The organism is Amycolatopsis solani (genome assembly GCF_033441515.1).
GTDB lineage: Bacteria > Actinomycetota > Actinomycetes > Mycobacteriales > Pseudonocardiaceae > Amycolatopsis > Amycolatopsis solani.
This window is the reverse complement of sequence record NZ_JAWQJT010000002.1, coordinates 2110489-2134213: the sequence shown is the minus strand read 5'-3', so window position 1 is coordinate 2134213 and position 23725 is coordinate 2110489. Positions and strand designations below refer to the sequence as shown.

Annotated in this window: 20 protein-coding genes; 9 read left to right on the top strand and 11 right to left on the bottom strand. The window is 73.3% G+C overall.

Features of this window, described 5'->3' with window-relative positions:
• Positions 1-3 precede the first annotated feature (3 nt).
• The 5 genes from SD460_RS30375 (at position 4) to SD460_RS30355 (ending at position 5448) form a co-directional block, all read left to right on the top strand.
• The gene (locus SD460_RS30375; protein WP_318307075.1) at positions 4-1248 is read left to right on the top strand and encodes an alpha/beta hydrolase fold domain-containing protein; all 1245 of its coding nucleotides are present in this window, start codon (positions 4-6) and stop codon (positions 1246-1248) included.
• 117 nt (positions 1249-1365) lie between these two features.
• A complete protein-coding gene (locus SD460_RS30370) occupies positions 1366-2499 on the top strand; it encodes an adenosylhomocysteinase (RefSeq protein ID WP_290056964.1) in 1134 nt (377 codons plus the stop codon).
• Positions 2500-2566: 67 nt separating this feature from the next.
• Positions 2567-3442, top strand: a complete 876-nt coding sequence (locus tag SD460_RS30365) for an LLM class F420-dependent oxidoreductase (RefSeq protein WP_318307074.1) — start codon at positions 2567-2569, stop codon at positions 3440-3442.
• 97 nt (positions 3443-3539) lie between these two features.
• Entirely contained in the window at positions 3540-4646 is a 1107-nt protein-coding gene (locus tag SD460_RS30360) for a hypothetical protein (RefSeq protein ID WP_290056966.1), read from the top strand.
• Positions 4647-4794: 148 nt separating this feature from the next.
• A complete protein-coding gene (locus SD460_RS30355; protein ID WP_290056967.1) occupies positions 4795-5448 on the top strand; it encodes a GTP pyrophosphokinase in 654 nt (217 codons plus the stop codon).
• Here SD460_RS30355 and SD460_RS30350 read toward each other — a convergent pair.
• The 3 genes from SD460_RS30350 to SD460_RS30340 form a co-directional block, all read right to left on the bottom strand.
• Positions 5445-6095 (bottom strand): TetR/AcrR family transcriptional regulator C-terminal domain-containing protein, encoded by a 651-nt coding sequence (locus SD460_RS30350; RefSeq protein ID WP_290056969.1) that lies wholly within the window; start codon positions 6093-6095, stop codon positions 5445-5447. The genes SD460_RS30355 and SD460_RS30350 overlap by 4 nt on opposite strands.
• Positions 6092-7396 carry a cytochrome P450 gene (locus SD460_RS30345; RefSeq protein WP_318307073.1) on the bottom strand — a complete coding sequence of 435 codons (1305 nt, stop codon included), beginning with the start codon at positions 7394-7396 and terminating at the stop codon, positions 6092-6094. The genes SD460_RS30350 and SD460_RS30345 overlap by 4 nt, the downstream gene beginning before the upstream one ends.
• Positions 7397-7646: 250 nt before the next feature.
• Entirely contained in the window at positions 7647-7886 is a 240-nt protein-coding gene (locus tag SD460_RS30340) for a DMT family transporter (RefSeq protein ID WP_290056973.1), read from the bottom strand.
• 68 nt (positions 7887-7954) lie between these two features.
• On the opposite strand from SD460_RS30340, the gene SD460_RS30335 reads away from it, so the two are divergent.
• On the top strand, positions 7955-8818 hold the full coding sequence (locus SD460_RS30335) for a LysR family transcriptional regulator (RefSeq protein ID WP_318307072.1): 864 nt from the start codon (positions 7955-7957) through the stop codon (positions 8816-8818).
• Here SD460_RS30335 and SD460_RS30330 read toward each other — a convergent pair.
• Entirely contained in the window at positions 8806-9465 is a 660-nt protein-coding gene (locus SD460_RS30330) for a DUF998 domain-containing protein (RefSeq protein ID WP_290056977.1), read from the bottom strand. The two genes, SD460_RS30335 and SD460_RS30330, sit on opposite strands and share 13 nt — an antisense overlap.
• Before the next feature lie 200 nt (positions 9466-9665).
• On the opposite strand from SD460_RS30330, the gene SD460_RS30325 reads away from it, so the two are divergent.
• Positions 9666-12137, top strand: coding sequence for a M14 family zinc carboxypeptidase (locus tag SD460_RS30325; RefSeq protein ID WP_318307222.1), 2472 nt, complete (start codon positions 9666-9668; stop codon positions 12135-12137).
• Between the two features lie 47 nt (positions 12138-12184).
• Here the strand turns inward: SD460_RS30325 and SD460_RS30320 are convergent, their stop codons facing one another.
• The 7 genes from SD460_RS30320 to SD460_RS30290 all read right to left on the bottom strand — a co-directional run bounded on the left by SD460_RS30320 (position 12185) and on the right by SD460_RS30290 (position 20046).
• On the bottom strand, positions 12185-12790 hold the full coding sequence (locus tag SD460_RS30320; RefSeq protein WP_290056980.1) for a LysE family translocator: 606 nt from the start codon (positions 12788-12790) through the stop codon (positions 12185-12187).
• A gap of 70 nt (positions 12791-12860) precedes the next feature.
• Entirely contained in the window at positions 12861-13955 is a 1095-nt protein-coding gene (locus SD460_RS30315) for a J domain-containing protein (RefSeq protein ID WP_290056982.1), read from the bottom strand.
• A 341-nt stretch (positions 13956-14296) separates the two neighbouring features.
• Entirely contained in the window at positions 14297-15880 is a 1584-nt protein-coding gene (locus SD460_RS30310) for an AMP-binding protein (RefSeq protein WP_318307071.1), read from the bottom strand.
• 123 nt (positions 15881-16003) lie between these two features.
• Positions 16004-16144 carry a hypothetical protein gene (locus SD460_RS30305; RefSeq protein WP_290056985.1) on the bottom strand — a complete coding sequence of 47 codons (141 nt, stop codon included), beginning with the start codon at positions 16142-16144 and terminating at the stop codon, positions 16004-16006.
• Between the two features lie 265 nt (positions 16145-16409).
• The gene (locus tag SD460_RS30300; protein ID WP_318307070.1) at positions 16410-17114 is read right to left on the bottom strand and encodes a transporter substrate-binding domain-containing protein; all 705 of its coding nucleotides are present in this window, start codon (positions 17112-17114) and stop codon (positions 16410-16412) included.
• Between the two features lie 603 nt (positions 17115-17717).
• Positions 17718-18758: an aldose epimerase family protein gene (locus SD460_RS30295; protein WP_290063207.1), complete on the bottom strand. Its 1041-nt coding sequence runs from the start codon at positions 18756-18758 to the stop codon at positions 17718-17720.
• A 52-nt stretch (positions 18759-18810) separates the two neighbouring features.
• Positions 18811-20046 carry a PucR family transcriptional regulator gene (locus SD460_RS30290; protein ID WP_318307069.1) on the bottom strand — a complete coding sequence of 412 codons (1236 nt, stop codon included), beginning with the start codon at positions 20044-20046 and terminating at the stop codon, positions 18811-18813.
• Between the two features lie 250 nt (positions 20047-20296).
• Here SD460_RS30290 and SD460_RS30285 point away from each other — a divergent pair, with 250 nt between their 5' ends.
• Positions 20297-22288 carry an MMPL family transporter gene (locus SD460_RS30285; protein WP_318307068.1) on the top strand — a complete coding sequence of 664 codons (1992 nt, stop codon included), beginning with the start codon at positions 20297-20299 and terminating at the stop codon, positions 22286-22288.
• The gene (locus SD460_RS30280; RefSeq protein WP_290063081.1) at positions 22285-23661 is read left to right on the top strand and encodes an MFS transporter; all 1377 of its coding nucleotides are present in this window, start codon (positions 22285-22287) and stop codon (positions 23659-23661) included. The genes SD460_RS30285 and SD460_RS30280 overlap by 4 nt, the downstream gene beginning before the upstream one ends.
• The last annotated feature ends 64 nt before the right edge of the window (positions 23662-23725 follow it).

Below are 23725 nucleotides of genomic sequence, written 5' to 3'. Positions count from 1 at the left end.
GGGATGAAGGTCGTCGACGGGCAGCGGAGCGCGTACCGCCCGCCGTCGACGGCTCCACCGCCCCTGCGCCGTGGTCCGGTGCTGGTCACGGCCGCATTCGCGGCGCTCGGCGGCGCGCTGATCCCGGCCGCCGCGGTGCCCGCGCTCTGGCGGATCTGGCAGCTCTACGCGATGTTGTTCGGCGCGGTCGCCGCGGTCGAGATCGTCGCCGTGGTGGTGGTGCTGGGGTGGCCGACGCGCAAGACGGCGCACTTCGGCGCGCTCTCGGCGTTCGTGGCGCTGGCCCTCTGGGTGCTCACCCGTCCGCTGGGGCTGCTGGCCCGGCTCGATCCCTGGCAGCCGGCGGACACGGTCGTCGGCTTCACCGACTACGTGGCCGCCGGCTTGCAGGTCTTCGCGTTGTTCGGGTTCCTGGTGGTGGCCCGCCGCCGGGCGCGCCCGCGGCCGTCGGCGCTGCGGCGCGTGTCGGCGTGGATCGTGCTGTTCCCGGTCCTCCTGCTGGTCATCGCGACCGGCGCGGCGGGCGTGGTGGCGGCCGGCGACGGCATCCGCGGGACCGGCGCTTCGGCCCTGCTCGACGGCGGCACGGTCGAGTACTGCCGCCCGGCCGGCGTTCCGCTCGCGATGGACATCCGCCGTCCGCCCGGCACCGGCCCGGCGCCGGTCGTGCTGGTCCTGCACGGCGGCGGCCTGCTGCTGGGCAACCGCAAACCCTCCGGGCCGGGCGCGCTGCTCGCCGGGACACGGCCGGACGACCTGACCGCCCGCGGCTTCGCGGTCGCGTCGATCGACTACCGCCTGGCGCCCGCCGCCCGCTGGCCGGCCCCGCTCGACGACGCCCGCTGCGCGGTCCGGTTCCTCGAGGCGAACGCGGCCACGCTGGCGATCGACCCGGCGCGGATCGCGGTGCAGGGCACCGGCGCGGGCGGGACGCTGGCGTCGCTCCTCGCCCTGACGCCGGGCACCCCCGTCCGCGCGGCGGCGGTGGTGTCGGCCCCGGCGGACTTCACCGACCTCCGCGGCACGGACGCCGTGACGCGGGCGTCGGTGCTCCTGGCGCTGGGCCGTGCCCCGGCGACGCTGCGCTCGGCGAGCCCGCTGACGTACCCGGCGGCGGGCGCGCCCCCGTTCCTGGTGACCGGCGGCGGCCGGAAGTCGGCGGAGTTCGCCGGTCACCTCCGCCAGGCGGGCGTCCCGGTCACGACGTCGCCGGACGTGGCGGCGTTCTTCGCAGCGGTGGTGCGGTAACTTGGACGGCATGAGCGGACGGGCGATCTTCGGCGATCACTCCTACCGCTGCGACTTCTACGGTTGACGGTTCCCCCGCCCCCGGAACCCCTTTTTCTTTCAATCGTAAGGACAGTCATGCCTTCAACCGCTCATGCCGGCACCGAGTGGGCGCTCAAGCACATGCCGCTGACCGCCACCGCCGTCGAGGAAGCCGCGCCGCTGCTCGCCGGGCGGCGCCTGGCGATGTGCCTGCACGTCGAGCCCAAGACGGCGGCGCTGGTCACGCTCCTGGCCCGCGCCGGGGTCGAGGTCACCCTGACCGGCTCGCCCGGCACCACCCACGACGACGTCGCCGCGGCGCTGACCGGGCTCGGGGTGCGGGTGCACACCCGCCGGGCCGACGACGAGGCCGCCCACGCCCGCAACGTCGCCGCCGTGCTCGAGTGCGAGCCGGACCTGACCCTCGACAACGGCGCCGACCTGACGCTTTCGCTGCTGCGCTCGGGCGCGCCGTCGGGCTGGCTCGGCGGCACCGAGGAGACGACGACCGGCGGCATCCGGCTGCGGGCGGAGCACGTCGCCCACCCGGTCGTCGTGATCAACGACTCGCGGCTGAAACTGCTGGTGGAGAACGAATTCGGCGTCGGCCAGAGCGTCGTGCAGGGTTTCCTCAACGCCACCAACCTGATGCTGCCGGGGATGCGCGCGGCGGTGCTCGGCTACGGGCCGTGCGGCAAGGGCGTCGCGGACACCCTGTCCCGCCTCGGCGCCCGCGTCGCGGTGTGCGACACGGATCCGATGCGGGCGCTTCAGGCCATTTTGGACGGTCACCGCGTCGGTGCCACGACGGAGGTTCTGGCCGGCGCGCAAGCGGTTTTCACGGCGACGGGCGCACCCGGCGTCGTCGGCGCGCCGGAGCTGGCGGCGTTGCCGGACGGCGCGCTGATCGCCGGCGTCGGGCACTTCGCGTGGGAGATCGACGCGGCGGCGCTGCGGGCGGCGACGGTCCGCACGGTCGAGTACGGCGAACCGGGCCGCCGCACCGGGCACGTGCTGGCGGATGGCCGCGAGATCGTCGTCCTCGACCACGGCCGGATGCTCAACCTGACCGCGGCCAACGGAAACTCGATCCAGGCCATGGACCTGGGCCTCACCCTGCAGGTCCGCAGCCTGGCTGCGGTGGCGGGCGGGCTGGCGCCGGGCGTGCAGCCGGTCCCGGCCGCGGTGGAGCACCGGATCGCGACGGACCTGGTGGCGCGGCTGAGCTAGCTTGACCTGGAGCGCGCTCCAGGACCTAACGTGGGGTCACTTCGACCGCACGTCAGGAGAACACCCCATGGAACTCGGTTTCCACCTGCCCATCTTCGACATCGACGGTGGCCCCGCCGCCATCGCCGGCGAGCTCGCCCGGGTCGGTGCCGCGGCGGAGGAGGCCGGTGCGACCTGGTTGTCCTTCATGGACCACTACTTCCAGATCGAACCGACCGGCCTCCCCGCCGAGGCGCACATGCTGGAGGGCTACACGACGCTCGGCTACCTGGCCGCGCACACGTCCCGCATCGAGCTCGGCCTGCTGGTCACGGGCGTGACCTACCGCCACCCCGGTCTGCTCGCGAAGATCGTCACGACCCTCGACATCCTGTCCGGCGGCCGCGCGGCACTCGGCGTCGGCGCGGCCTGGTTCGAGCGCGAGCACCGGGCGATGGGCGTGCCGTTCCCGCCGATCGCCGAGCGCTTCGAGCGGCTGGAGGAGACGCTGCGCATCTGCGGCCGGATGTGGGACCCGGCGGCCAACGGCCCGTTCGAGGGCAAGCACTACCAGCTGGCGGAGACGCTCTGCTCACCGCAGCCGCTCCACCGCCCGAACATTCTGATCGGCGGCGCGGGCGAGCGCAAGACGCTGCGCCTGGTCGCCCGGTACGGCGACGCGTGCAACCTGTTCGGCACTTCGCCGGAGGACGTGGCGCACAAGCTGGACGTGCTGCGCCGCCACTGCGACGACGCCGGCCGCGACTACGACACCATCCGCAAGACCATCCTGGCCAACAACCCGCGCCCCACCCCGGACACCCGCGACGACTTCGTCCGGTCCATGGCGGACTACGCGAAACTGGGCATCCAGACGGCGATCGTCACCCCGACGACGGGCTCGCCGGCCGCGTGGATCGAGGGCATGGCCCCGGCGGTGCCGCAGCTCGCTTCGCTCGGCTAGTCCACAAAGGACTCTCGGGTCGTTTCCGATCGCCGTGAACCATTCGGCCGGTTCCGCCGTGTGACCGGGTGAGGTGGCGACCCGAGAGGAGGGGCTGATGCCCCACACCCGCAGGACCGGACGACACCGCAAACCGGCGACGATCGGGCTGGTAGCGCTACTGGCGGTCGCGGGGGCGACCGCGACGGCGATCGCCCTGAGCAGCCCGGAGAGCAACGCGGCGACCGAGAACTGCAGTGGTCTGGACACGGCGCTGCAGAACAACCTCACGTTCATCGCAGGCCAGCAGGCCGCCCCGGACGCCCAATCGGCGGCCCGCATCGCCAACCGCCAGGCGGTGGTGGAGCAGATCGAGCAGCGCCGCCAGGCCGCGGGATGTGACGGGAAGGTAGCGGCCAACGCGGCAGCGGCCGAGTGCGCGGCGCTGGCCGGCGCGGATCAGGCTGAGGCGGCCGAGCAGAAGGGCATGGCCGCCGAGCAGGACGGCATGGCGGATCAGCAGGGCATGGCCGGCCGGCACGGCAAGGCGAAGCAGAAGGGCAAGGCCGCCGAGAAGGGCATGGCGGCCGAGAACGGCGCTGCCGACGAGCAGAACGCCGCCTCCGAGAACGCTGCTGACGAAAACGCTGCCGATCAGAACGCCGCGGCGGCTCAGGCCTGCGAAGTGGTCGAGCAGTGCGTGGCCCAAGCCGCCGGTGCCGACCAGAACGGCATGGCTGACCAGAAGGGCGCGGCCAAGCAGAACGGCATGGCCGACCAGCAGGGCATGGCGCACCAGCAGGGCATGGCCGACCAGAAGGGCGCCGCCAAGCAGAACGGCATGGCCGACCAGCAGGGTATGGCCGACCAGCAAGGCATGGCGCACCAGCAGGGCATGGCCGACCAGCAGAACCAGCAGGGCATGGCCGACGAGAACGGCATGGCCGCCCAGCAGGACGAAGCCGTCCAGAACGCGGTCTCCGACCAGGACTGCGCGGCGATCCTCGACTGCGTCGCCCAAGCCGCGGCCACGGCCGACCCGGCCGCCCAGCAGGGCATGGCCGCCGAGCAGAAGGGCAAGGGTCACCAGAAGGCCAAGGCCCAGGCCGCCGAGCAGACCGCCGCGGCCGCCGAAAAGTGCGTCGCGGCCCAAGCGGCCAAGGCCACCGACACCGGCACCGCGACCGCGGAAACGGAAACGGAGACCGCGACCGCCGGCAAGTAGAGACCCGGGGGGTGCGCCACCGGTGGCGGGCCGGTGCGCACCCCCCGAACCGGTGACCCGCGGGAACTCCGGCCCGTCGCCGATCGTTGACAAACCAGAGCGCAGTACCCTGGCGTTCGCCAACGACCGACGACAGCACGAGGCTTCAGTGACCACCGACCCGGCGGCCGAGGACGCTTCCCTGCGTGAGGCGGCCGACGAGCTCGCCGTCGCCGGGCAGCTCCCGCGGTTCCTCCTGATGTACAAGTTCGCCATCGAAGAGCTGATGACGAAGCTGCGCATCCTCAGCGAGGAGTTCGACTTCGTCCACCAGCACGACCCGATCGAGCACATCACGAGCCGGGTCAAGCGGCCCGAAGCGATCAAGGAAAAGGTGCACCGCCGCGGCCTCGGCAGCGATTGGGTGTCCGCCGCCGCCGCGCTCGACGACATCGCCGGGATCCGGGTCGTGTGCCCGTTCGTGTCCGACGTGTACGAGGTCGCCCGGATGCTCACCGTGCAGGACGACGTCGAGCTGCTGCGCACCAAGGACTACGTCGCCCGGCCCAAGGCGAACGGCTACCGCAGCCTGCACCTCATCGTGCGCATCCCGGTGTTCCTGTCCGACCGCGTCGAAAAGGTCAAGGTCGAGGTCCAGCTGCGCACCATCGCGATGGACTTCTGGGCGGCCGTCGAGCACAAGCTGTCGTACAAGTACCGCGACAGCGTCCCGCCGGACTTCGCGGGCGAGCTGTCGGCGGCGGCCAGGACGGCGGCCGACCTCGACGCGCGGATGGCGGCGCTGCACGAACGGATCCGCTAGGGCTCGGCGAGGGCGTCGAGCAGGATCCGCAGCCCGAAGGCGAATTCGGCCTCGTGGTCGCACACCGCCAAGTACGGCGCCGCCGCGGAAACGGCGGGCAGCCCGGACCCTTCGAGGTCCGCGAGCCGGCGGCGGGCGCCGCCGGGATCGGTGCCGCTGAACGTCGGTGCGGCCTCGACCTCCCGCATCAGCGTGCCGATCAGGAACGCCAGCACGGCCCGCAGCCCGTGCACCGCGCGCTCGGGCGGAAAACCGGCCGCGAGCAGCGGTCCGAGCACGGCCTCGACCGGTGCGAGCGCCGTCATCGACGCGAGCTGGCGGGTGAGCACGAGCGGCGCCGCGCGCGGGTGCTCGAGCATCGCGGCCCGGAAACCGTGCGCCAGCGCGGACATCGTCTCCCGGAGGTCGCCCGGCGGGGGCGCCGGGATCGTGGCCAGCAGCACCTCGGCGACGCCGTCGAGCAGCGCGTCCTTGCCGTCGACGTGGTTGTACAGGCTCATCGGGTCGACGCCGAGCCGCCGCGCGAGCTTGCGCATGCTGACGGCGTCGAGGCCCTCTTCGTCGACCAGGGCGAGTGCTTCGCCCAGGATCCGGTCCCGGGACAGGCCGCCGAGGTCCTTCGGCGGACGGCCCCGCCGGGTCGTCACGGGGCGAGCACCGCGGGCAGGTTTTCGTAGCCGCGCAGGATTCGCGTCCGGCGGCGACGGCCGCCGGGCAGTACGCGCAGGCCGGGGAACCGCTCGAAGATCGTGCGCAGCCCGATTTCGCCCTCCATGCGCGCCAGCGACGCGCCCAGGCAGTGGTGGCGGCCGGCGCCGAACGCCACGTGATCGCGCGCCCCGTCGCGGGTGACGTCGAAGACACCGGGATCGGTGAACACGCCGGGGTCGCGGTTCGCGCCGGCCAGCACGGTGGTCACCAGCGCGCCGCGCGGCAGCGGCACCCCGGCGACCTCGGTCGCGCGCGTCGCGAGGCGCCCGGTCAGCAGCACCGGCGGGTCGTAGCGGAGCACCTCCTCGACCGCGTTGCCCCACAGCTCGGGGCGTTCGCGCAGCACAGCGAGCTGCCCGGGGTCGGCGGCGAGCAGCGCGATGCCGCTGCCGAGCAGGTTGACCGTCGTCTCGAACCCGGCCGCCAGCACCAGGCCGGCGGTGGACTTCAACTCCGTCTCGGTCAGGCCGACGCCGTCGTCGCGGGCCGCGACGAGCTTGCTGAACAGGTCCTTGCCGGGGTGGCGGCGCAGGTGGTCGAGGTGCTCGCCGAGCCAGGCGTCGAACTCGCCGAGCGCGGTCTCGACGTGGCGGAACGTCCGCCAGCCGAGGCCGAGGTCGAGGCTGGGCGCGGCCGCCGAGCCCAGCGCCAGCACCTTCCCGAGGTCGGACGGCGGCACGCCGAGGATCTCGCTGATGACGGTCACCGGCAGCAGCCCGCAGTAGGACTCGACGAGGTCGAGCGGGCGGGCGGGGTCGAGCCCGTCGAGCAGGCCGTCGGCGATCTCCTGCACGCGCCCGCGCAGCTGCTCGACGGCGCGCACGGTGAACACGCCGGTGACGAGCTTGCGGTAGCGGGTGTGCGCGGGCGGGTTGACGGCGAGCAGCGACGGCGGCCGCACCGGGTGCAGGTGCTCGCCCGCCGACCACTCGACCAGCCGCCCGAGCGGCGAGCCGTCGGCGCCGATGACGCCGACGCGGAAGTCCTCGCTGGAAAGCACTTCCCGGACGGCGGCGTGCGTGGTGGTCATCCAGCCGAAGCGGGTGCGCGCCAGCGGCCCGGCGGCGCGGATCTCCTCGAACAGCCCGGTGAGATCGCGCCCGTCGGCGGCCGCGACGACCATCCGCCCCTGCAGGTCCCCGCGGCGCGCTTCGCGGCGCAGTACGGTCCGGGGCAACGCGTGCCCGAGGCTCCAGCGGACGACGGGCTTCGCGCGGGCCAGAGCTCCTCCGAGCACGGCTTCCCCTTCCCTCGGCGTGCCTACAGTGTAGGTTATCGTCGATTACCTACGCCGTAGATATAGGAGCCGTCATGCCGCAGATTCCCGCCCCCGACGTGCTGGCGGCCCGGCAGAAGCTGGTGCTCGACCACTTCCGCGATGAGGTCGCCCAGGACTGGGACGCGACGCTGTCGACGTTCCCTCACCCGCACTACGAGGTCATCGCGACGATGACGGTGCACGACGGCGACGACGCGGTCCGCGGCTACTACCACGACACGCGCACGGCGTTCCCGGACCAGCACCACGCGGCGGTGAACGCGCGCAGGCGCGGCCGCCCGGCCGTCAGCAGCACCGCGGCCGCGACCCACTGGCGCACCGCGACCACCCCCGCCGGGCCGAGCTGCGGGAACGCCAGCGCCGCGACCGACGCCCCCACCTGGTTGGCCAGTCCGCTGCCCGCCATCAGCGCCGCACCCCGCCAGCGCCCTTCGCGCACGTTCGTCATGCCCCGACTATCAGCGGCTCCCGCCCATACGCAAAATGCATGCGATACGTCGGCTATACGCTGGGCGCATGGATGCCGAGTCCGCGCTGGAACTGCGCCACCTGCGCCACCTCGTCGCGGTGGTGGACACCGGGACGTTCACCGACGCCGCGATCGAGCTCGGGGTGTCCCAGGCGACGGTGTCGCGCACGCTGCTCGCGCTGGAGCGGATCCTCGGGGTGCGGCTGCTGCACCGCACCAGCCGGCTCGTCGAGCCCACCACCGCCGGGGTCGCGGTGCTCGCCCGCGCCCGGGCGCTGCTGGCCGACGCCGGGACGCTGGTGCACGAGGTCACGACCGGGCACAGCAGGCTCCGGCTCGGGCACGCGTGGTCGGCGCTGGGCCGCCACACCGCGGAGTTCCAGCGGCGCTGGCACGACCGGCACCCGGGGATCGAGCTCCAGCTGGTGCGCACCAACACCGCGACCGGCGGCCTGGCCGAGGGGCGCTGTGACCTGGCCGTCGTCCGCACCGCGGTCGACACCCGCCGGTACGCGCACGCGGTCGTCGGCCACGAACGCCGGTGCGTGGCGCTCGCTTCGGACGACCCGTGGGCCCGCCGCCGGACGATCCGCTTCGCCGAGCTCGGCGACCGCACGCTCGTCGTGGACCGGCGCACCGGTACCACGACGCTGGACCTGTGGCCCGAAGACGCCCGGCCGGCGGTCGAGTACACCAGCGAAATCGACGACTGGCTGGCGGCCATCGCGACCGGGCGCTGCGTCGGCGTCACGCCCGAAGCGACCGCCGCCCAGTACCGGCGCGACGGCATCCGCTACCGGCCGCTGCGCGACGCGCCGGCGGTGGCCGTCCGGCTGATCTGGCGCCACCGCGACGCGCACCCGGCGACGCACCTCGCCGCCGGTCTGCTGACCGAGCTCTACCGCGGCTGAGCCGCGCCGGACCGGACCGGCGCCAGCAGCACCCCCAGCGCGATCAGCTCCGTCAAGGCCATCCCGCGCTCCACCAGACCCAGCGGGATCAGCGTCCACCAGCGGCCGCCCTCGGTCGCGGCCACCACCACCGCGCCCAGGATCACCGCGAACCAGCCCAGTGACAGGATCGCCAGCACGCGGGCCAGCCAGCGCCGTCCCGGTGACTCCGGGAACGCCGTCCGGGCTGCTACCAGCACCGCCAACGGCAGCGCCACGAACGCCACCACGCTCGCGATCCGGTGCAGCGTCCCGCCGAAGTCGGCGCGGGACACCGTGGCCCAGTCCGGCTTCGGGAACGCCACGATGACCAGCAGCCCGACCGTCCACAATGTACCCAAGATCGCCGCCGCGAACGGCAGCCGTCGTTGCCTGCCCAGCACCGTCAGTCCCGCGGCCGAACCCAGGGCCACCAGGATCACCGCGAGGTCGAACACCCACTTGTGGTCCGACAGGCCGTACTCGCTGATCGTGCGGCGGGTCGGGCTGATCGCGTCGGTCGGCGGGATGACCTGCAGCAGCAGCACCAGGCCGGCGCCGATCGCCAGTGCGGCCAGGCCGCTGAGCGAGACCGCGACCGACACCCGTCGCGCAGGGACCGTGACCATGGACCGACAGTAGCCGACCACCGAATGAACTCCCGGTGAAAAGGTCCTTCCGGGCAGCCCTCGGTGCTGAACGCTGTACGACTTACGGCGGTTACCGCAGCCGGATTTCCTCCATTATGGTCACCCGCTACCGGTACGTCCGCCGTGCCGGGCCCTCGGTCAAGGAGGCAATGCCTGTGGGGAATTCACCAAGACGGCTGGTGCTGCTGGCTTCGGCCGTGGCACTGGCCGGAACGTTCGTCGCGCTACCCGCCGGTACCGCCGGTGCGGCGCAGAACATCCTGCGCGCCGACAAGTCCGTACCCCGCTCGTGCTTCGCGAAAGTGCTGCCCAAGGGCACCTCGGGCACCGATCGCCGCGAGCTGACGTCCACCGTGGACGGTCTCGTCCAGGCCCGCCTCAAGGCGACCCCGGGCACCGAAGGCGACTGGGACGTCGCCGTTTTCGACAAGGCGACCGGTGCCGTCGTCGCCGCTTCGACGGCGTTGCGCACCCACGAACTCGCCGAGAGCTTCGTGAAGAAGGGCCAGCAGCTCGTCGTCCAGGGCTGCCGGTACGGCGGCTCGGCCGGGCAGGCGCAACTCGGCGTCGACTTCCTCGCGCTCACCCCGCAGGGCACCCCGACCGGCACCGCCGCGGCGGCGCAGCGCGCGGAACTCGTCCGCGTCGAGACGCCGACGCGCGCCGACAAGAACAAGCTCAACGGCCTCGGCCTCGACGTCACCGAGAAGGGCGACGCGACCGGCGTCGAGGTCGTGCTGGCGAACGACGCCGACCGCAAGACGCTCAAGGACAGCGGCTTCAAGGCCAAGGTGATCGAAGCGGACCTGTCGGCCAAGTCGGTCCAGGACGCCAAGACCGACCGCGAGTACGCGGCGAAGACGGCGGCTTCCGCGCTGCCGTCCGGGCGGACCAGCTACCGGCACCTCTACGAGTACAACTACGAGCTCAAGGAGCTCGCCCGCAAGAACCCGAACCTGGTCTCGGCGTTCACCATGCCGGAATCGACGTGGGAAGGCCGCGACGTCGTCGGCGTCGAAATCGCCACCGACGTCAAGAACGTGACCGACGGCAAGCCCGTCAACTTCACCATGGGCGTGCACCACGCCCGTGAGTGGCCGGCCGCCGAGCACGTCATCGAATGGGCGTACGAGCTGGTCAACGGCTACTCGCGCGACGCAGCCATCCGGGGGCTGGTGAGCAAGACGCGCAACATCGTCGTGCCGATCATCAACCCGGACGGCTTCGAGATCTCCCGAGAGGCCGAGCCGAAGGGCGACTTCACCCGGTTCGACTACGAGATGAAGCGCAAGAACTGCAACGTCAACGACTCGCCGCCGCAGTTCGCGACCGGCGTGTGCAAGGCGAACCCGGGCGGGCGCGTCCGCGGCACCGACCCGAACCGCAACTACGCCGGTTTCTGGGGCGGCAACGGCGCCGAGCTGGCCTGGAGCGGCGACACCTTCCGCGGGTCCGGCCCGTTCAGCGAGCCCGAGGTGCGCAACGTGCGCTCGATCGTGTCGTCCCGCCAGGTGACGAACCTGATCACGATGCACACCGTCGCGGCGCTGGTGCTGCGCCCGCCGGGCGTGGCGGACGTCCGCCCGCCGCTGGAGGAACCGCAGTACAAGGCCCTCGGCGACAAGCTGGCTTCGCGCAACGGCTACACCAGCGAGCCGAGCTGGGCGCTCTACGACACCACCGGCACCACCGAGGACTGGTCGTACTGGGCCACCGGCGGCTGGGGCTTCACCATCGAGGTCGGCGGCAACGGCTTCCACGGGCCCTACGCCGACAGCGTCGTGGCGGAGTACCAGGGCCTTGCCCCCGCGGCCGGTGCCGGCAAGGGCGGCAACCGGCAGGCGTTCCTGGACATGCTGGGCAACGCGGCCGACCCGCAGCAGCACTCGACGCTGATCGGTTCGGCGCCGAAGGGCTACCAGCTCAAGCTGCACAAGACGTTCCAGACGCCGACGTCGCCGGTGATCCAGCCCGACGGCTCCACCAAGCCGCCGATCTACTACACCGACGACCTGAACTCGAAGTTCACCGCTTCCGGCGGGCGCTTCGCGTGGTCGGTCAACCCGTCGACGCGGCCGTACGTGGCCGGCCGGTACGGGCGCACCCCGCAGGGCCCCGCGCAGCAGGGCTTCGCGGTCGCCAACCCGGCCGGGGTGCCGCCGATCAACCAGAACTACCCGGCCGACCCGGCGGGTGACTCGTTCACCTTCCACGTCGACGGCCTGCCGAAGGTCGACAACGGGAAGTTCAGCGTCAACATCACCTGGGCGAACACCGCGACCGACTGGGACCTGTTCATCTACGACGCGGCGGGCAACCTGGTCAGCTCGTCGGCGAACGGCGGCACGACGTCCGAGCACGCCGTGCTGTTCGACCCGCCGGCCGGCGACTACAAGGCCGTGGTGGTCAACTACGACCAGGCCGACCCGAACGCCGTCGACGACTGGACCGGGGACGTCTCGTTCGCGTCGCCGATCCCGCCGACGTACGGGACGAAGGAGGCCTACCAGCTGACGTGCTCGTCGCCGAACGGCAAGCTCGTCGGTGTGGCGGACGTCTTCGCCGACCGCGGCCAGACGGTCGACGTCGGTGAGGTCTGCACCCGGTCCGCGCACGCGCAGAAGCAGCGCGCGTCGGGCGGGGTCCGGTAGCTCCAGGGAAGTTCGTGAAGGCCTCCTCGCTCGCCGCGAGGGGGCCTTCACGGCGTTGTGGCCAGGATGACCCCGAGGACGACGAGGATCGTGCCCACGACGCGGTTGAGGGCCGGTTTCGCGCGGGCGTACCAGCGCTGCGTGGCGGGCGAGGAGAACAGCAGGGCCACGCCGAGGTGCCAGGCCGCCGACGCGGCGACGATCAGCGCGACGGCGGCGGCCTTGACGGCGGTGGGCTCGGTGGGCGGCAGGGTCGCGGTCAGGACGCTGCCGAAGAACGCCGCGGCCTTCGGGTTGGTGAGGTTGCTGACGACACCGCGGCGGAACGCGTTGCCGCGGGCTTCGGGTGGCGCGGTTTCGGGGGCGTGGGCGGTCAGCCACAGGCGGAGGCCGAGCCAGGCCAGGTAGGCGCCGCAAGCGATGCGCAGGGCCGTGGCCAGCCAGGGGTGGTGGGCCAGGACGGTGCCCAGCCCGAAGACGGCGACGGCGGCCAGGATCCCGCCCGCGGCGACGACGCCGAGCGCGACGGCCAGCGCGGCTTTGCGGGTCCCGGCGGCGGCCGTGTGGGCGATGAGGACGAAGTTCGGGCCGGGGGAGACCGCGGCGGGGAGGTAGGCGAGCAGCACGGTGCCGAGCGTGGCGGCGGGGCTCACCGGGCCGGTCCGGGTGTCTTGAATGACTCATTCAGGACCTCCGACGACCTGAATGAGTCATTCAAGACGTTCACGCCGCGCGGCCGCCTCCGCCGACGACCTGGTCGCGGACCATTCGCAGCGCTTGGTGGTCCACAGTGGACGGATCGGCGGCCAGCCACTCGCCGATCTCGTGGAGGAACTCCTCCGGGGTCATCGGGGCCGCCGCCCAGTCGCCGGGGTCGGCCGTGGTCAGCTCGCCGCTGCGGCTCGGGTACACGATCATCGCGCCGCGCAGGGCCACGCCCGGCAGCAGGTCGCGGTAGGCCGCCAGGCTCTCGGCGAGCCGGCTCCCGCCGCCGCGGAACGGCCTTCCGTTGCGCAGCAGGCGGCCGTCCTCGGCGGTCTCGTAGTGGCCCGGCAGCCAGAGCTTGGACTCGATGAGCACCAGGCGCTTGCCGCACAGCACCGCGTGGTCGACGTCCGCGAACACCGAGCCCGGCCAGGCGAGGCCGTGGAAGATGCGGGCGGCCGGGAGGCGGGTCAGGTAGGCCTCGAGCAGGTCGGCCGTGAGGCGCTCGGCCAGCTCCTCGCGCTCGGTGCCCGGCGCGCCGAAGACGGTGCGGCCGCCGAACTCCTCGGCGTAGGCCTCGCGGGCCCGTGCGGCGCGCAGGTAGCCGCGCGCCAGCCGCTGGACGAGCAGTGCCGTGCCCGCGGTCAGCAGCAGCCACACGACGAGCACCGGCGGCGAGAACCCGACCCCGGTGACCAGCGGCAGCAGCACGAGCACCATCCCGGCCACCGCGGCGACGACCGGCGTGTGCCCCGGCCCGCGGCGGCGGCCGTGGCGCATCCGGGTGTCTTCGCCGGCGAAGTGCCACCAGCTCAGGTCTTCGGCGTCCAGGTCGGGCAGGTCGGGGACGAAGCCGGGCTCGTCGCCGAAGCGGCGCCGGGGACGCGGGCGGACCGGGACGGGCACCACCGTGGCGCCGCCGGAGTCGTAGCGGGCGCGGCTGACGGGGTCGGCCAGGACGTCGTAGGCCTCGCGCAGCAGCCGGAACGTGCCGACCGTGCCGCCGCCGTCCGGGTGCATGGTCTTGGCCAGCCTGCGGTAGGCCGTTTTGACGTCGGACGCCGTCGCGTCCCGGCGGACGCCGAGCACCTCGTAGTAGTCGACCTCGGGCACGCTGGCGTTCACCTCCGGATGGCTGCGCGAAGACTTTATGGGGTCGGGTTCCGGGCCCGGCGACCGCCTCCGCGGCACGGCTGGGTGATGGTGCTGCGGGCCAGGTCAGGGCGGTGTCCGGGGTTCCGTGCCGCGACTGTCCATTGAGGACTCCTTGTCGCCCGGAAGTGTTGCACCGGGGGCAAAGGCGGGGATTCGGTGACTTTTTGTGATCGGGTTTCACCTGAACAGACGCGAACAGGTGTTCGAGTGTTCGGCTACGATGGAGGCATGTCCCCGGCACCCCACAGACGTGACGGGCCCACCGCCACCCCACCTCGGCAGCGGGCCCGTCACCCCCGTCAGCGCTCGCGCAGCAGAAACCGCTGCAGCTTGCCGCTGGCGTTGCGCGGCAGCGCGTCGACGAACCGCACCCGGCGCGGGTACTTGTACGGCGCCGCAACGGCTTTGGCGTGCTCCTGCAGGGCGTGCACGACGTCCGGGCCCGGGGCGGTGCCGGGGCGCAGCACGACGAAGGCCGTCACGACCGAGCCCCGGTCCGGGTCGGGTGTGCCGACGACAGCGCATTCTTCGACGTCCGGGTGCGTCAGCAGTACTTCCTCGACCTCGGGAGCCGCGATGTTGTAACCGGAGGAGACGATCATGTCGTCGCTGCGCGCCACGAACCGGAAGTAGCCGTCGGGCTCGCGCACGTAGGTGTCGCCCGTGATGTTCCAGCCGTCGCGGACGTAGTCGGCCTGCCGCGGGTCTTCGAGGTAGCGGCAGCCGGTGGGGCCCTGGACCGCGAGCCGGCCGGGAGTCCCGTCGGGCACGGGCGCGCCGTCGAGGTCGAGGACGGCGGCACGGAACCCGGGTACGACCTTGCCGGTGCGGCCGGGGCGGACGTCGTCGCCGGCCGCGGAGATGAACACGTGCAGCAGCTCCGTGCTGCCGATGCCGTCGATCAGTGGGCGGCCGGTGGCTTCGCGGTACCGCTCGGCCACGGCGGCGGGGAGCGCTTCCCCGGCGGAGACGGCGCGGCGGACGCCGGCGAGCAGCGGCCCGTCGCCGGCGCCGAGGATCGCGCGATACGCGGTCGGGGCGGTGAACAGCACCGTCACGGCGTGCTCTGCGACGGTTGACGCTAGCTCCTTGGGTGTCGCGCGTTCCAGCAGGAGCACGGACGCGCCGGCGCGCAGCGGGAACACCAACAGGCCGCCGAGGCCGAAGGTGAACGCCAGTGGCGGCGTGCCGCAGAACACGTCGTCCGCGGTGGGGCGCACGACGTGCCGGGAGAACGTGTCGGCGACGGCGAGCAGGTCGCGGTGGAAGTGCATGGTCGCCTTGGGTGTCCCGGTGGTGCCGGAGGTGAAGGCGAGCAGGGCGACGTCGTCGGCGGCCGTCGGCACGTCGGCGAAGGTCGCCGGGTGGCGGGCGCAGCGCTCGGCCAGCTCGGTTCCGTACGCGACCGTGGGCAGTCCGGGCGGGAGCTCGTCGAGCAGGCGCTCGTCGCAGAGGGCGACGCTCGGGCGGGCCCGGTCGGCGATCTTGTCGAGCTCGTGGCGGCGCAGCATCGGCATGGTCGTCACGGCGACCGCGCCGGCCTTGAGGACGCCGAGCCAGCAGGCGGCGAGCCACGGGGTGTTGGTGCCGCGTAGCAGCACACGGTTCCCGGGCACGACGCCGAGCTCGGCGGTGAGCACGTGCGCGATGCGGTTGGCGCGGGCGAGCACCTCGCCGTAGGACCACGTCTCGTGCGGCGAACGCAGGCACGGCCGTTCCGGGCCGAGGCGGGCGGCGGTGTCGTCGAGCAGCGCCGTCGCGGCGTTGAGGCGGTCCGGGTAGCTCAGCTCCGGCAGGTCGAACACCAGCCGCGGCCACTGCTCGCCGGGCGGCAGCCGGTCGCGGCAGAACGAGTCGGTGTGAGCGCTGGGAGTAAGCCTCATCGCAGCCCCTCGGGTCTCGACCTGCACCACGAGGAACGTAGCACTCGTTGCGACCGTCGAGAAGACGCAATAGCGCATCGATGACGGCGGCAACGGATGATCGATGTCGGCCGAGGGGCCGTGTCAGGGGCGCTGGGCGGCGGGCGGGTCGCCCGGTGTCACGAAGACCGTCGTCACCGTGACGTCCACCAGCACTTCGCGGATACGCACCGGCTTCCCCGGGTCGGCCGGTTCCACCGAAAGCCGGGTGAGCGTCCGGTGCACCGTGATCCGGTGCGTGGCGGAAGCCCGGTCAGCGTGCTCGGACCCGGCGGCGAAAGGCGGCGCCGCCCGGGCCGCAGACGAAGTCGGCGCAGGCGAGCAGGGTCAGCGCGAGTGCGGGCAGGCGCGTCATGGTGTTCGTCCCCTCGTGGTCGAGCCCGGTGAATCTTCCGCCGCGGGTGGGCAGATGATCATCAAGGTGTAACTCACGGGGGTTGTCCGGCGCCGGGGCGCGGGGACCGGACAACAACGTCCGGACAACAACGGCTCAGTCGGCGACAGTGGCGTCCGGCTGGTTCGCGCGGCGCAGGGCGTCGGCGACGAAGCCGTTCGCCTTCAGCTCTTCGACCAGGTCACGCAGGAACCCGATGGTCTCGGGACGGCGGTCCGGCGTGGTCCCGACGGCCTGCTGGATCTGCATGAACCGCTCTTCGACGACCCGCGTCCCGGGGTGCGCGGCCGCGTAGGCGGTCATCGGCTGCCGGATCCCGGCGGCCACCTCGAGGCCCTGCTCTTCGAAGGCGGTGACGCCGTCCTCGCCGCGGACGATGGTCGCGTGCGAGAGCGTCCGGGTGAGGTACAGGTCGTAGGCCGAGCCCTGCTTGACGCCGATCCGCACGCCCGGCCGGTCGGCGTCGGCGGGGGAGCGGACCGGCGAGCCGTCCGGGACGACGTACACGCCTTCGATGACGACGTAGGGTGCGGTGAAGGCGACCTCGGCCGCCCGCGCCGGCTCGATCGCGAGGAAGCAGAGGTCGGCCGCGCCCGAGGTCAGCGCCTCGAACGACTTCCGGGCGGCGTCGAAGCAGACGAGTTCGACCTCGACACCCAGCCGAGCACCCACCTCACGCGCAAGATCGACGGTAACCCCGCCGGGCTCGGCCGGCGTCCCGTGCGCGAGCACGGGGTTGCCGAGGTTGACGGCGGCACGCAGCACACCGGTGGGCGCGAGGTCGGCGGAAAGATCTCCCATGACCGGCGAGGGTAACCCCGCATCCGGTGCCCGTCGGCGAACTGTCGCCCACGCCACCGGCGCCCGCGACGCCCCAGCCGGCGGCCGGCGCGCATCCACCCGACCTCGGCGCGGCACCTGGCGAGCCTGGCCGGCCAGCGCAGCCGGCCGCTGCCGGTAGGCAAGCGTCCGGCACCTGCCGGCGGGCAGGCGTCCGGCACTGCCGGTGGGCACGCGTCCGGCCCCTGCCGGCAGGCAAACGTCCTGCACCTGCTTACTCCGCACGTCACCCGTCCGCGAGGCCCAGCCGGCGGCCGGCGCGCGTCCGCCCGATCTCGGCGCGGCACCTGGTGGCGAGCCTGGCCGGCCGGCGCAGCCGGCCGCTGCCGGTAGGCAAGCGTCCGGCACCTGCCGGCGGGCAGGCGTCCGGTACCTGCCGGCGGGCAGGCGCCCGGGCCGCCCCCGGCGGGCAGGCGTCCGGTACCTGCCGGCGGGCAGGCGCCCGGCCGCCCCCGGCGGGCAAGCGCCCGGTACCTGCCGGCGGGCAGGCGTCCGGCACCCGCCGGCAGGCAACGCCCGGCACCCGCCGGCAGGCAAGCGGCCGGCGCCTGCTTACTCCGCAGGTCACCCCTCCGCGAGGCCCAGCTCGTACACCGTCTCCTGCTGGTACACCTCGCCCGGGCGCAGCACCGTGCTCGGGAAGTCCGGGCGGTTCGGCGAGTCGGGGAAGTGCTGGGCCTCCAGCGCGAACCCCGCGCCGCGCTCGGGCAGGTGGTTGCCCGAATAGAACTGCAGGCCCGGCTCCGTCGTCTCCACCGTCAGCACGCGGCCGGACGCCGGGTCCCACGCCCGGGCCGCGTACGGCGATCCGGCGTCCAAGACCCAGTTGTGGTCGTAGCCGTCGGCGGTCGTCAGCTGGGGGTCGGCTTCGCCGAGACGGGCGCCGATCCGGCAGGGGTGGCGGAAGTCGAACGGGGTGCCCGCCACCGGGATCGGGGCGCCCAGCGGGATCAGGCTCTCGTCCGTGGGGCAGAAGCGGCTCGCGGCGATCTCCAGCCGGTGGTCGTGCACGTCGCCCGCGCCCGCCAGGTTCCAGTACGTGTGGTTGGTCAGGTTGACGACCGTCGGCGCGTCGGTCGTCGCGTGGTAGGTGATGCGCAGCCGGCCGGGTGCGTCGAGGCGGTACGTCACCTCGGTGGTGAGCCGGCCGGGGTAGCCCTGGTCGCCGTCCGGGCTGATGAGGCTCATGCGCACCCCGCCGGGGAACGCGGCCGCGGACCACACGCGCGTGTCGAACCCGGCCGGGCCGCCGTGGAGGCTGTTCTTCCCGTCGTTCTGCGGGACGCGGTGGCGGACGCCGTCGAGGGTGAACGTGCCGCCGGCGATCCGGTTGGCGAACCGGCCGATCGCCGCGCCGAGGAAGACCCGCGCCGCGTCCGGGCGGTTGTTCGCGAGGTAGCCGTCCAGGCCGGGGTAGCCGAGGACGACGTTGCCGTACCGGCCGTCGCGGTCCGGTGCCTCGATCGACTGGATCACCGCGCCGTGGTCGAGGATCCGCACGGTGAGTCCGCCGGGAGCGGTCAGGGTGTAGCGGTGGACGTCCGCGTCGCCGGCGCGGCCGAAGAACTCGGGAACGGGTGCGGTCATCAGGACGTCCTCCAGCACGCTGTTAACGCTAACACCGTGCTGGAACTCTAGGATCGCGCGTGGCGCGCGGTCAAGAGCCCGAAGCGCGCGTGCCCAGCAGCCGGTGCGCGCGCAACGCCATCTGGATCTCCAGCCGCCGCGCGGGATCCGCCAGCCGGTCGCCGAACAACTCGGTCAGCTGGCCCACCCGGTAGCGGACCGTCTGGGGGTGGATCCCCAGCGCCTGCGCGATCTCCGGCGTGCTCCCGTTGTGTTCCAGCCAGCACAGCAGCGTTTCGGCCAGCCGCGTCTGCTGCTTCGCCGTCAGGTCCGCGAACGGGGCGAGGACCTTCGCCGACAGCTCGTCCAGCAGGAACCGGTCGAGCAGCAACCAGTGCGTCGCGAGGTGGTCGCCCGTGTGCGTCACCGGGTGGTCGCCGGTCAGGCCGCGGCGGGCCAGGTCGAGCGTGCGGCGGGCCCACCGCGACGACGTCGCCGCGTCGGCCGGGCGGACGCGGGGGCCGACCGCCGCGCGCCGGCCGGGCAGGCGGCCTTCGAGGCCGAGCAGGTCGCGGTCCGGGTGCGGGGTCAGCACGCAGGGTTCCGGGCCGTCGAGGTCCACCAGCACGTCGTCGGCGAAGTGCGTCGACGGCGGTGCGTGCGGCCCGGTCCACGGCTCGAGCGCGATGACCGCGACCTGCTCCGGCATCGGCCACCGCGCGGCTTCGGCCATCGTGGCGAGCGTCGACGGCGACGACGGCGGGGTGGCGAGCAGCAGTTCGAGCAGCCGGCGCCGTCTTCGTTCGAGCGTGCCCGTCCCCATCGCTTGCGCCAGCGTGTATCCCTCGACCGAATACGCCGAAATCTCGTCCACGTAAGCGAAAATGGCCTCCGCGCCGATGCAGAGCACCGCAGCCGGGAACCGGTGCGCCTGCCCGAGTTCCGCGATGTACCGCCACGCCGCCCGCCCGCCCGCGCGGTAGGCGGCCTGCAGGGAGTTGACGCTGCCGCCGTCGTGGTGGACGCGCTTGCCGACCTCCACGAACAAGTCCGCCCACTCGTCCGATGTGGACGGCCGGTCTTCGATGCTGTCGATGCAGCTGAGCACCGCCTGCTCGATCGCGAGCACGATCACCTTGCCGAACTCGCCTTCGAGGGGCTTGGCGTACTCCGGCACGGCCCGCTGGACCTCTTCGAGGATCCGCCGGGCGAGCGGGTCGGCGTGCGGCCGGAACCGCCGCGCGACCTCCGCCGGCAGCGAGCACCACAGCTGGCGGGCGCGGCCGGTGCCCCGGGGTTGCGGGATCACCTGGGTGGTCGTCGTCATGCCACAACCCCTTTCCGGCACCGGTGCGCGAAGGTCATGTACTCACACGGGATCGGAGTTGGCAACCGCCGCCCCTGGCGCGCGACCGGGTTCTGTCACGTGGAGACCAATGGCGGCGCCCAGTATTGTCACCTGTCCGACAAACGGCGGAACACTCACGGGCACAAGGGTTTCCGGTCCGCGATTTGTGCTGCCGGACGGTATCTTCGCGCCCTTCCTCGTTGTTAGCGTGATCAACCGAGGAGGCCCGATGACGACGCTCGTATCGTGGTGCTCCCGCCGCGCCGTCGTGGTCGTCGTGCTGTGGCTGGTGGCGCTGGGCGGCCTCGGTTTCGCCGCGCTGCACACCGGCGCGGCGTTCCGCGACACGGTCGACCTGCCCGCGGCGGACAGCACGGCGGCCGCGAACCTGTTGCGCGGCAACGGCGCCGGCGGTGCCGAGGAACGGGTCGTCGCCCGCACCCCGGACAGCCCGGTCGACACCGGCACCGGCCGGGCCCGGCTCGACGACCTCGCCGCCCGGCTGGCGGCGCTCCCGCACGTCGTCGTGGTGACCCCCGCCGGGGTGTCCGCCGACCGGCGGACCGCCGTGCTCACCGTGCGGTTCGACGCGCCGGCCGCGGACCTCGGGCAGCCGGTGGCCGACGCGCTGGCCGTCGTAGTCCGCGACGCCCGCGGCCTGACCGCCGGGGCCGCGGGCGAGCTCGCCGCGATGACGGCGGCCGCCCCGGACCTGGGCAACGCCGGGATCGGCCTGCTCGCCGCGGCGCTGGTGCTCCTGGTGACGTTCGGTTCGCTGACGTGCGTACTGCTCCCGGTGCTCACGGCGGCGGTCTCGGTGGGCTGCGCGCTGGCCGTCGTCACGCTGCTCTCGCACGTCATGACCGTCCCGAAGATCAGCACCGAGATCGCCGCCCTGCTGGGGCTCGGCGTCGGCGTCGACTACGCGCTGTTCGTGCTGACCCGCTACCGGCAGAGCCGCGGGGAAGGTGACCCACCGCCGGTCGCGCTGGCGGCCGCCGCGGCGACGTCCGGGCGCAGCGTGGTCTTCGCCGGCGTCACCGTGTGCGTGTCGCTGGCCGGGCTGCTGACCGTCGGCATGCCGTTCCTCGAGGGGATCGCCGTGGCCGCCGCGGTTTCGGTGCTGCTGACCGCGCTCGCCGCGCTGACCCTGCTGCCCGCGTTGCTGCGGCCCGCCGCCCGGATGCGCGTCGGGCCGGGCGGGAACGGCGGCCGCTGGGCCCGGCTCGCGCGCTCGGTGACCACGCGGCCCGGGCCGTACACGCTGGCCGCGGTGCTGGTCGTGGCCGTGCTCGCGCTGCCGATGACCGGCCTGCGGCTCGGCGTGCCGGACGCCGCGCACGACCCGCCGGGCAGCATCACACGCACCGGCGCCGAACTGCTGACCGACGGGTTCGGCCCCGGCGCCGGTGCCCCGCTGCTGGTGGTGGGCACGGGTGACGCCTCGCTGGGCACGCTGCGGGAGGCGGTGCTCGCCCGCGCCGACGCCGGCCCGCCGACGGCCTTGCCCGGCGGCGGGTGGCTGCTCACCGTCGTCCCGCGGACCGCGCCCGGCGACCCGGCCACCACCGAACTGCTGGCCTGGACGAGGACCATGGCGGCGACCATCGGCGGCCCGGACGCGCACGTCGGCGGGATCGTCGCGACCCAGGCCGACTTCTCGGCGGCGATCACCGCGCGGCTGCCGCTCTTCCTGATCAGCGTCGTCGGCATCTCGGTCCTGCTGCTCGCCTGGGTCTTCCGCAGTGTGCTGATCCCGCTGACGGCGGCGGTGATGAACCTGCTGACCGCGGCCGCGACGACGGGTGCGGTGGTCTGCACCTTCGGCGCGCCGATCGAACCGTACCTGCCGGTGTTCCTGTTCGCCGGGCTGTTCGGGCTGTCCATGGACTACGAGGTCTTCCTCATCGCACGCATCCAGGAAGCCTGGCGCCGTCACGGCGACACCCGGGCCGCGGTGGTCGACGGCGTCGCGGCGACCGGCCGGACCATCACCGCGGCCGCGCTGATCATGGCGCTGGTGTTCGTGTCGTTCGCCTTCGTCGACGCCCGCGTCGTGCGGGAGGCGGGCGTCGGGCTGACCGTCGCCGTGCTGCTGGACGCGATCGTCGTGCGTTGCGTGCTGGTGCCCGCGGTGATGGCCCGCTTCGGGGCCGCGAACTGGTGGTTCCCGCGACGGCGGCGCGCCGTCACCCGCGGGCTGGTGGGGAGCGTGCGATGAAAACCCTGGTACTCCTCGCGCTCGGCGCGTTCGTCACCACGCTCGACAACACCATCGTCGCCGCCGGGGCGCCGTCCATCGGCCGCGACCTCGGGCTCGATCTCGTTGCGCTGCAATGGATCGCGCTCGGCTACATGCTCCCGTTCGCCGGGCTGCTGCCGGCCGGGGGCGCGCTGGTCGATCGCTGGGGACCACGCCGGACGCTGACGGCCGCGCTGCTCGCGTTCGGGCTCGGCGCGGCGGCCGGCGGGCTGGCCGGGTCGCTGTGGCTGCTGGTCGCCGCCCGGGTGCTGCAGGGTGTGGCGGCCGCCTTCCTGGTGCCGGGCCTGCTCAGTCTGCTGCGCACGAACCTTGACGCACGCGGCCGGACGCTCGGCGCGGCGGTCTGGACCGCGTGCCTCGCCGCGGCACTGGCGCTCGGCCCCGCGCTCGGCGGGCTGCTGAGCGAGTACCTCGGCTGGGCCTGGATCTTCTTCGTCAACCTCCCGTTCGTGGCGGCGATGCTCGTGCTGCTGCCGACGGCCCCCGGCCGGGCCGGCGGGGCGACCCGCGCGCCGCCGTTGACGGCGATGGCCCTGGTGACGGCGAGCCTGGTGCTGCTCACCGCCGCGCTGGCCGAACCCCGGTTCGCGCTCCCGCTGCTCGCCGCGGGTGCCGTGCTCGGCGGGGTGTTCGCCGTCCGCGAGCGGCGGGCGCGGAACCGGCTGGTTCCGGCGGCGCTGACCGCGAACCGCGTGTTCACCGGCTCGCTCGGCCTGCAACTGCTGTGGGGACTGGGGATTTCCGGTGTCTTCTTCTTCACGCCGTTGCTGCACCAGGAGTTCCTGGGGCTCGGCCCGGTCGGCGCCGGGCTGCCGCTGGTGCTGGTCGCCGTGGCCGTCGTCACCGCGACTCCGCTGGTGGCGCCGGCCGTGGCCCGCCACGGTCCACTTCGGACAGTAGTGGCGGGGCTGACCACGGTCGGTGCCGGGCTGCTGGCCCTCGCCGCGGTGAACGGGATCCCGGCGATCTGGCCCCGCGTGCCGGGTTTGGTCCTGATCGGGGCGGGGTCGGCCTTCACCGTCCCGATGACGTCGCACGCGCTCGACGTCGTGGCGGAACGCTATTCCGGTACGGCGTCGGGATTGCTCACCGCGGCCCGGGAGCTTTCGAGTGCGCTCGGCGTCGCGCTGATCGGCGCGGTGCTGACGGCGGTGCGCGCGGCGCGACTCGAAGGGGGCGCCGCTCCCGCGGCGGCGCTGGCCGGCGGCTACACCGCCGGGCTGCTCACCGCGGCCGGGCTGACGTTCGCCGGTGCGCTGCTGGCCGTGCGCGTGTCGAAGGCCCGTTCCGCCGAGACCTCGTCGCCGCGTGACAAACGCGCGGTCCCGTAACCCGTTTCCCGGTGAGCATCCGGGATCCGCCGATTGACAACCGCACGGGCGCGGCTATTCACTG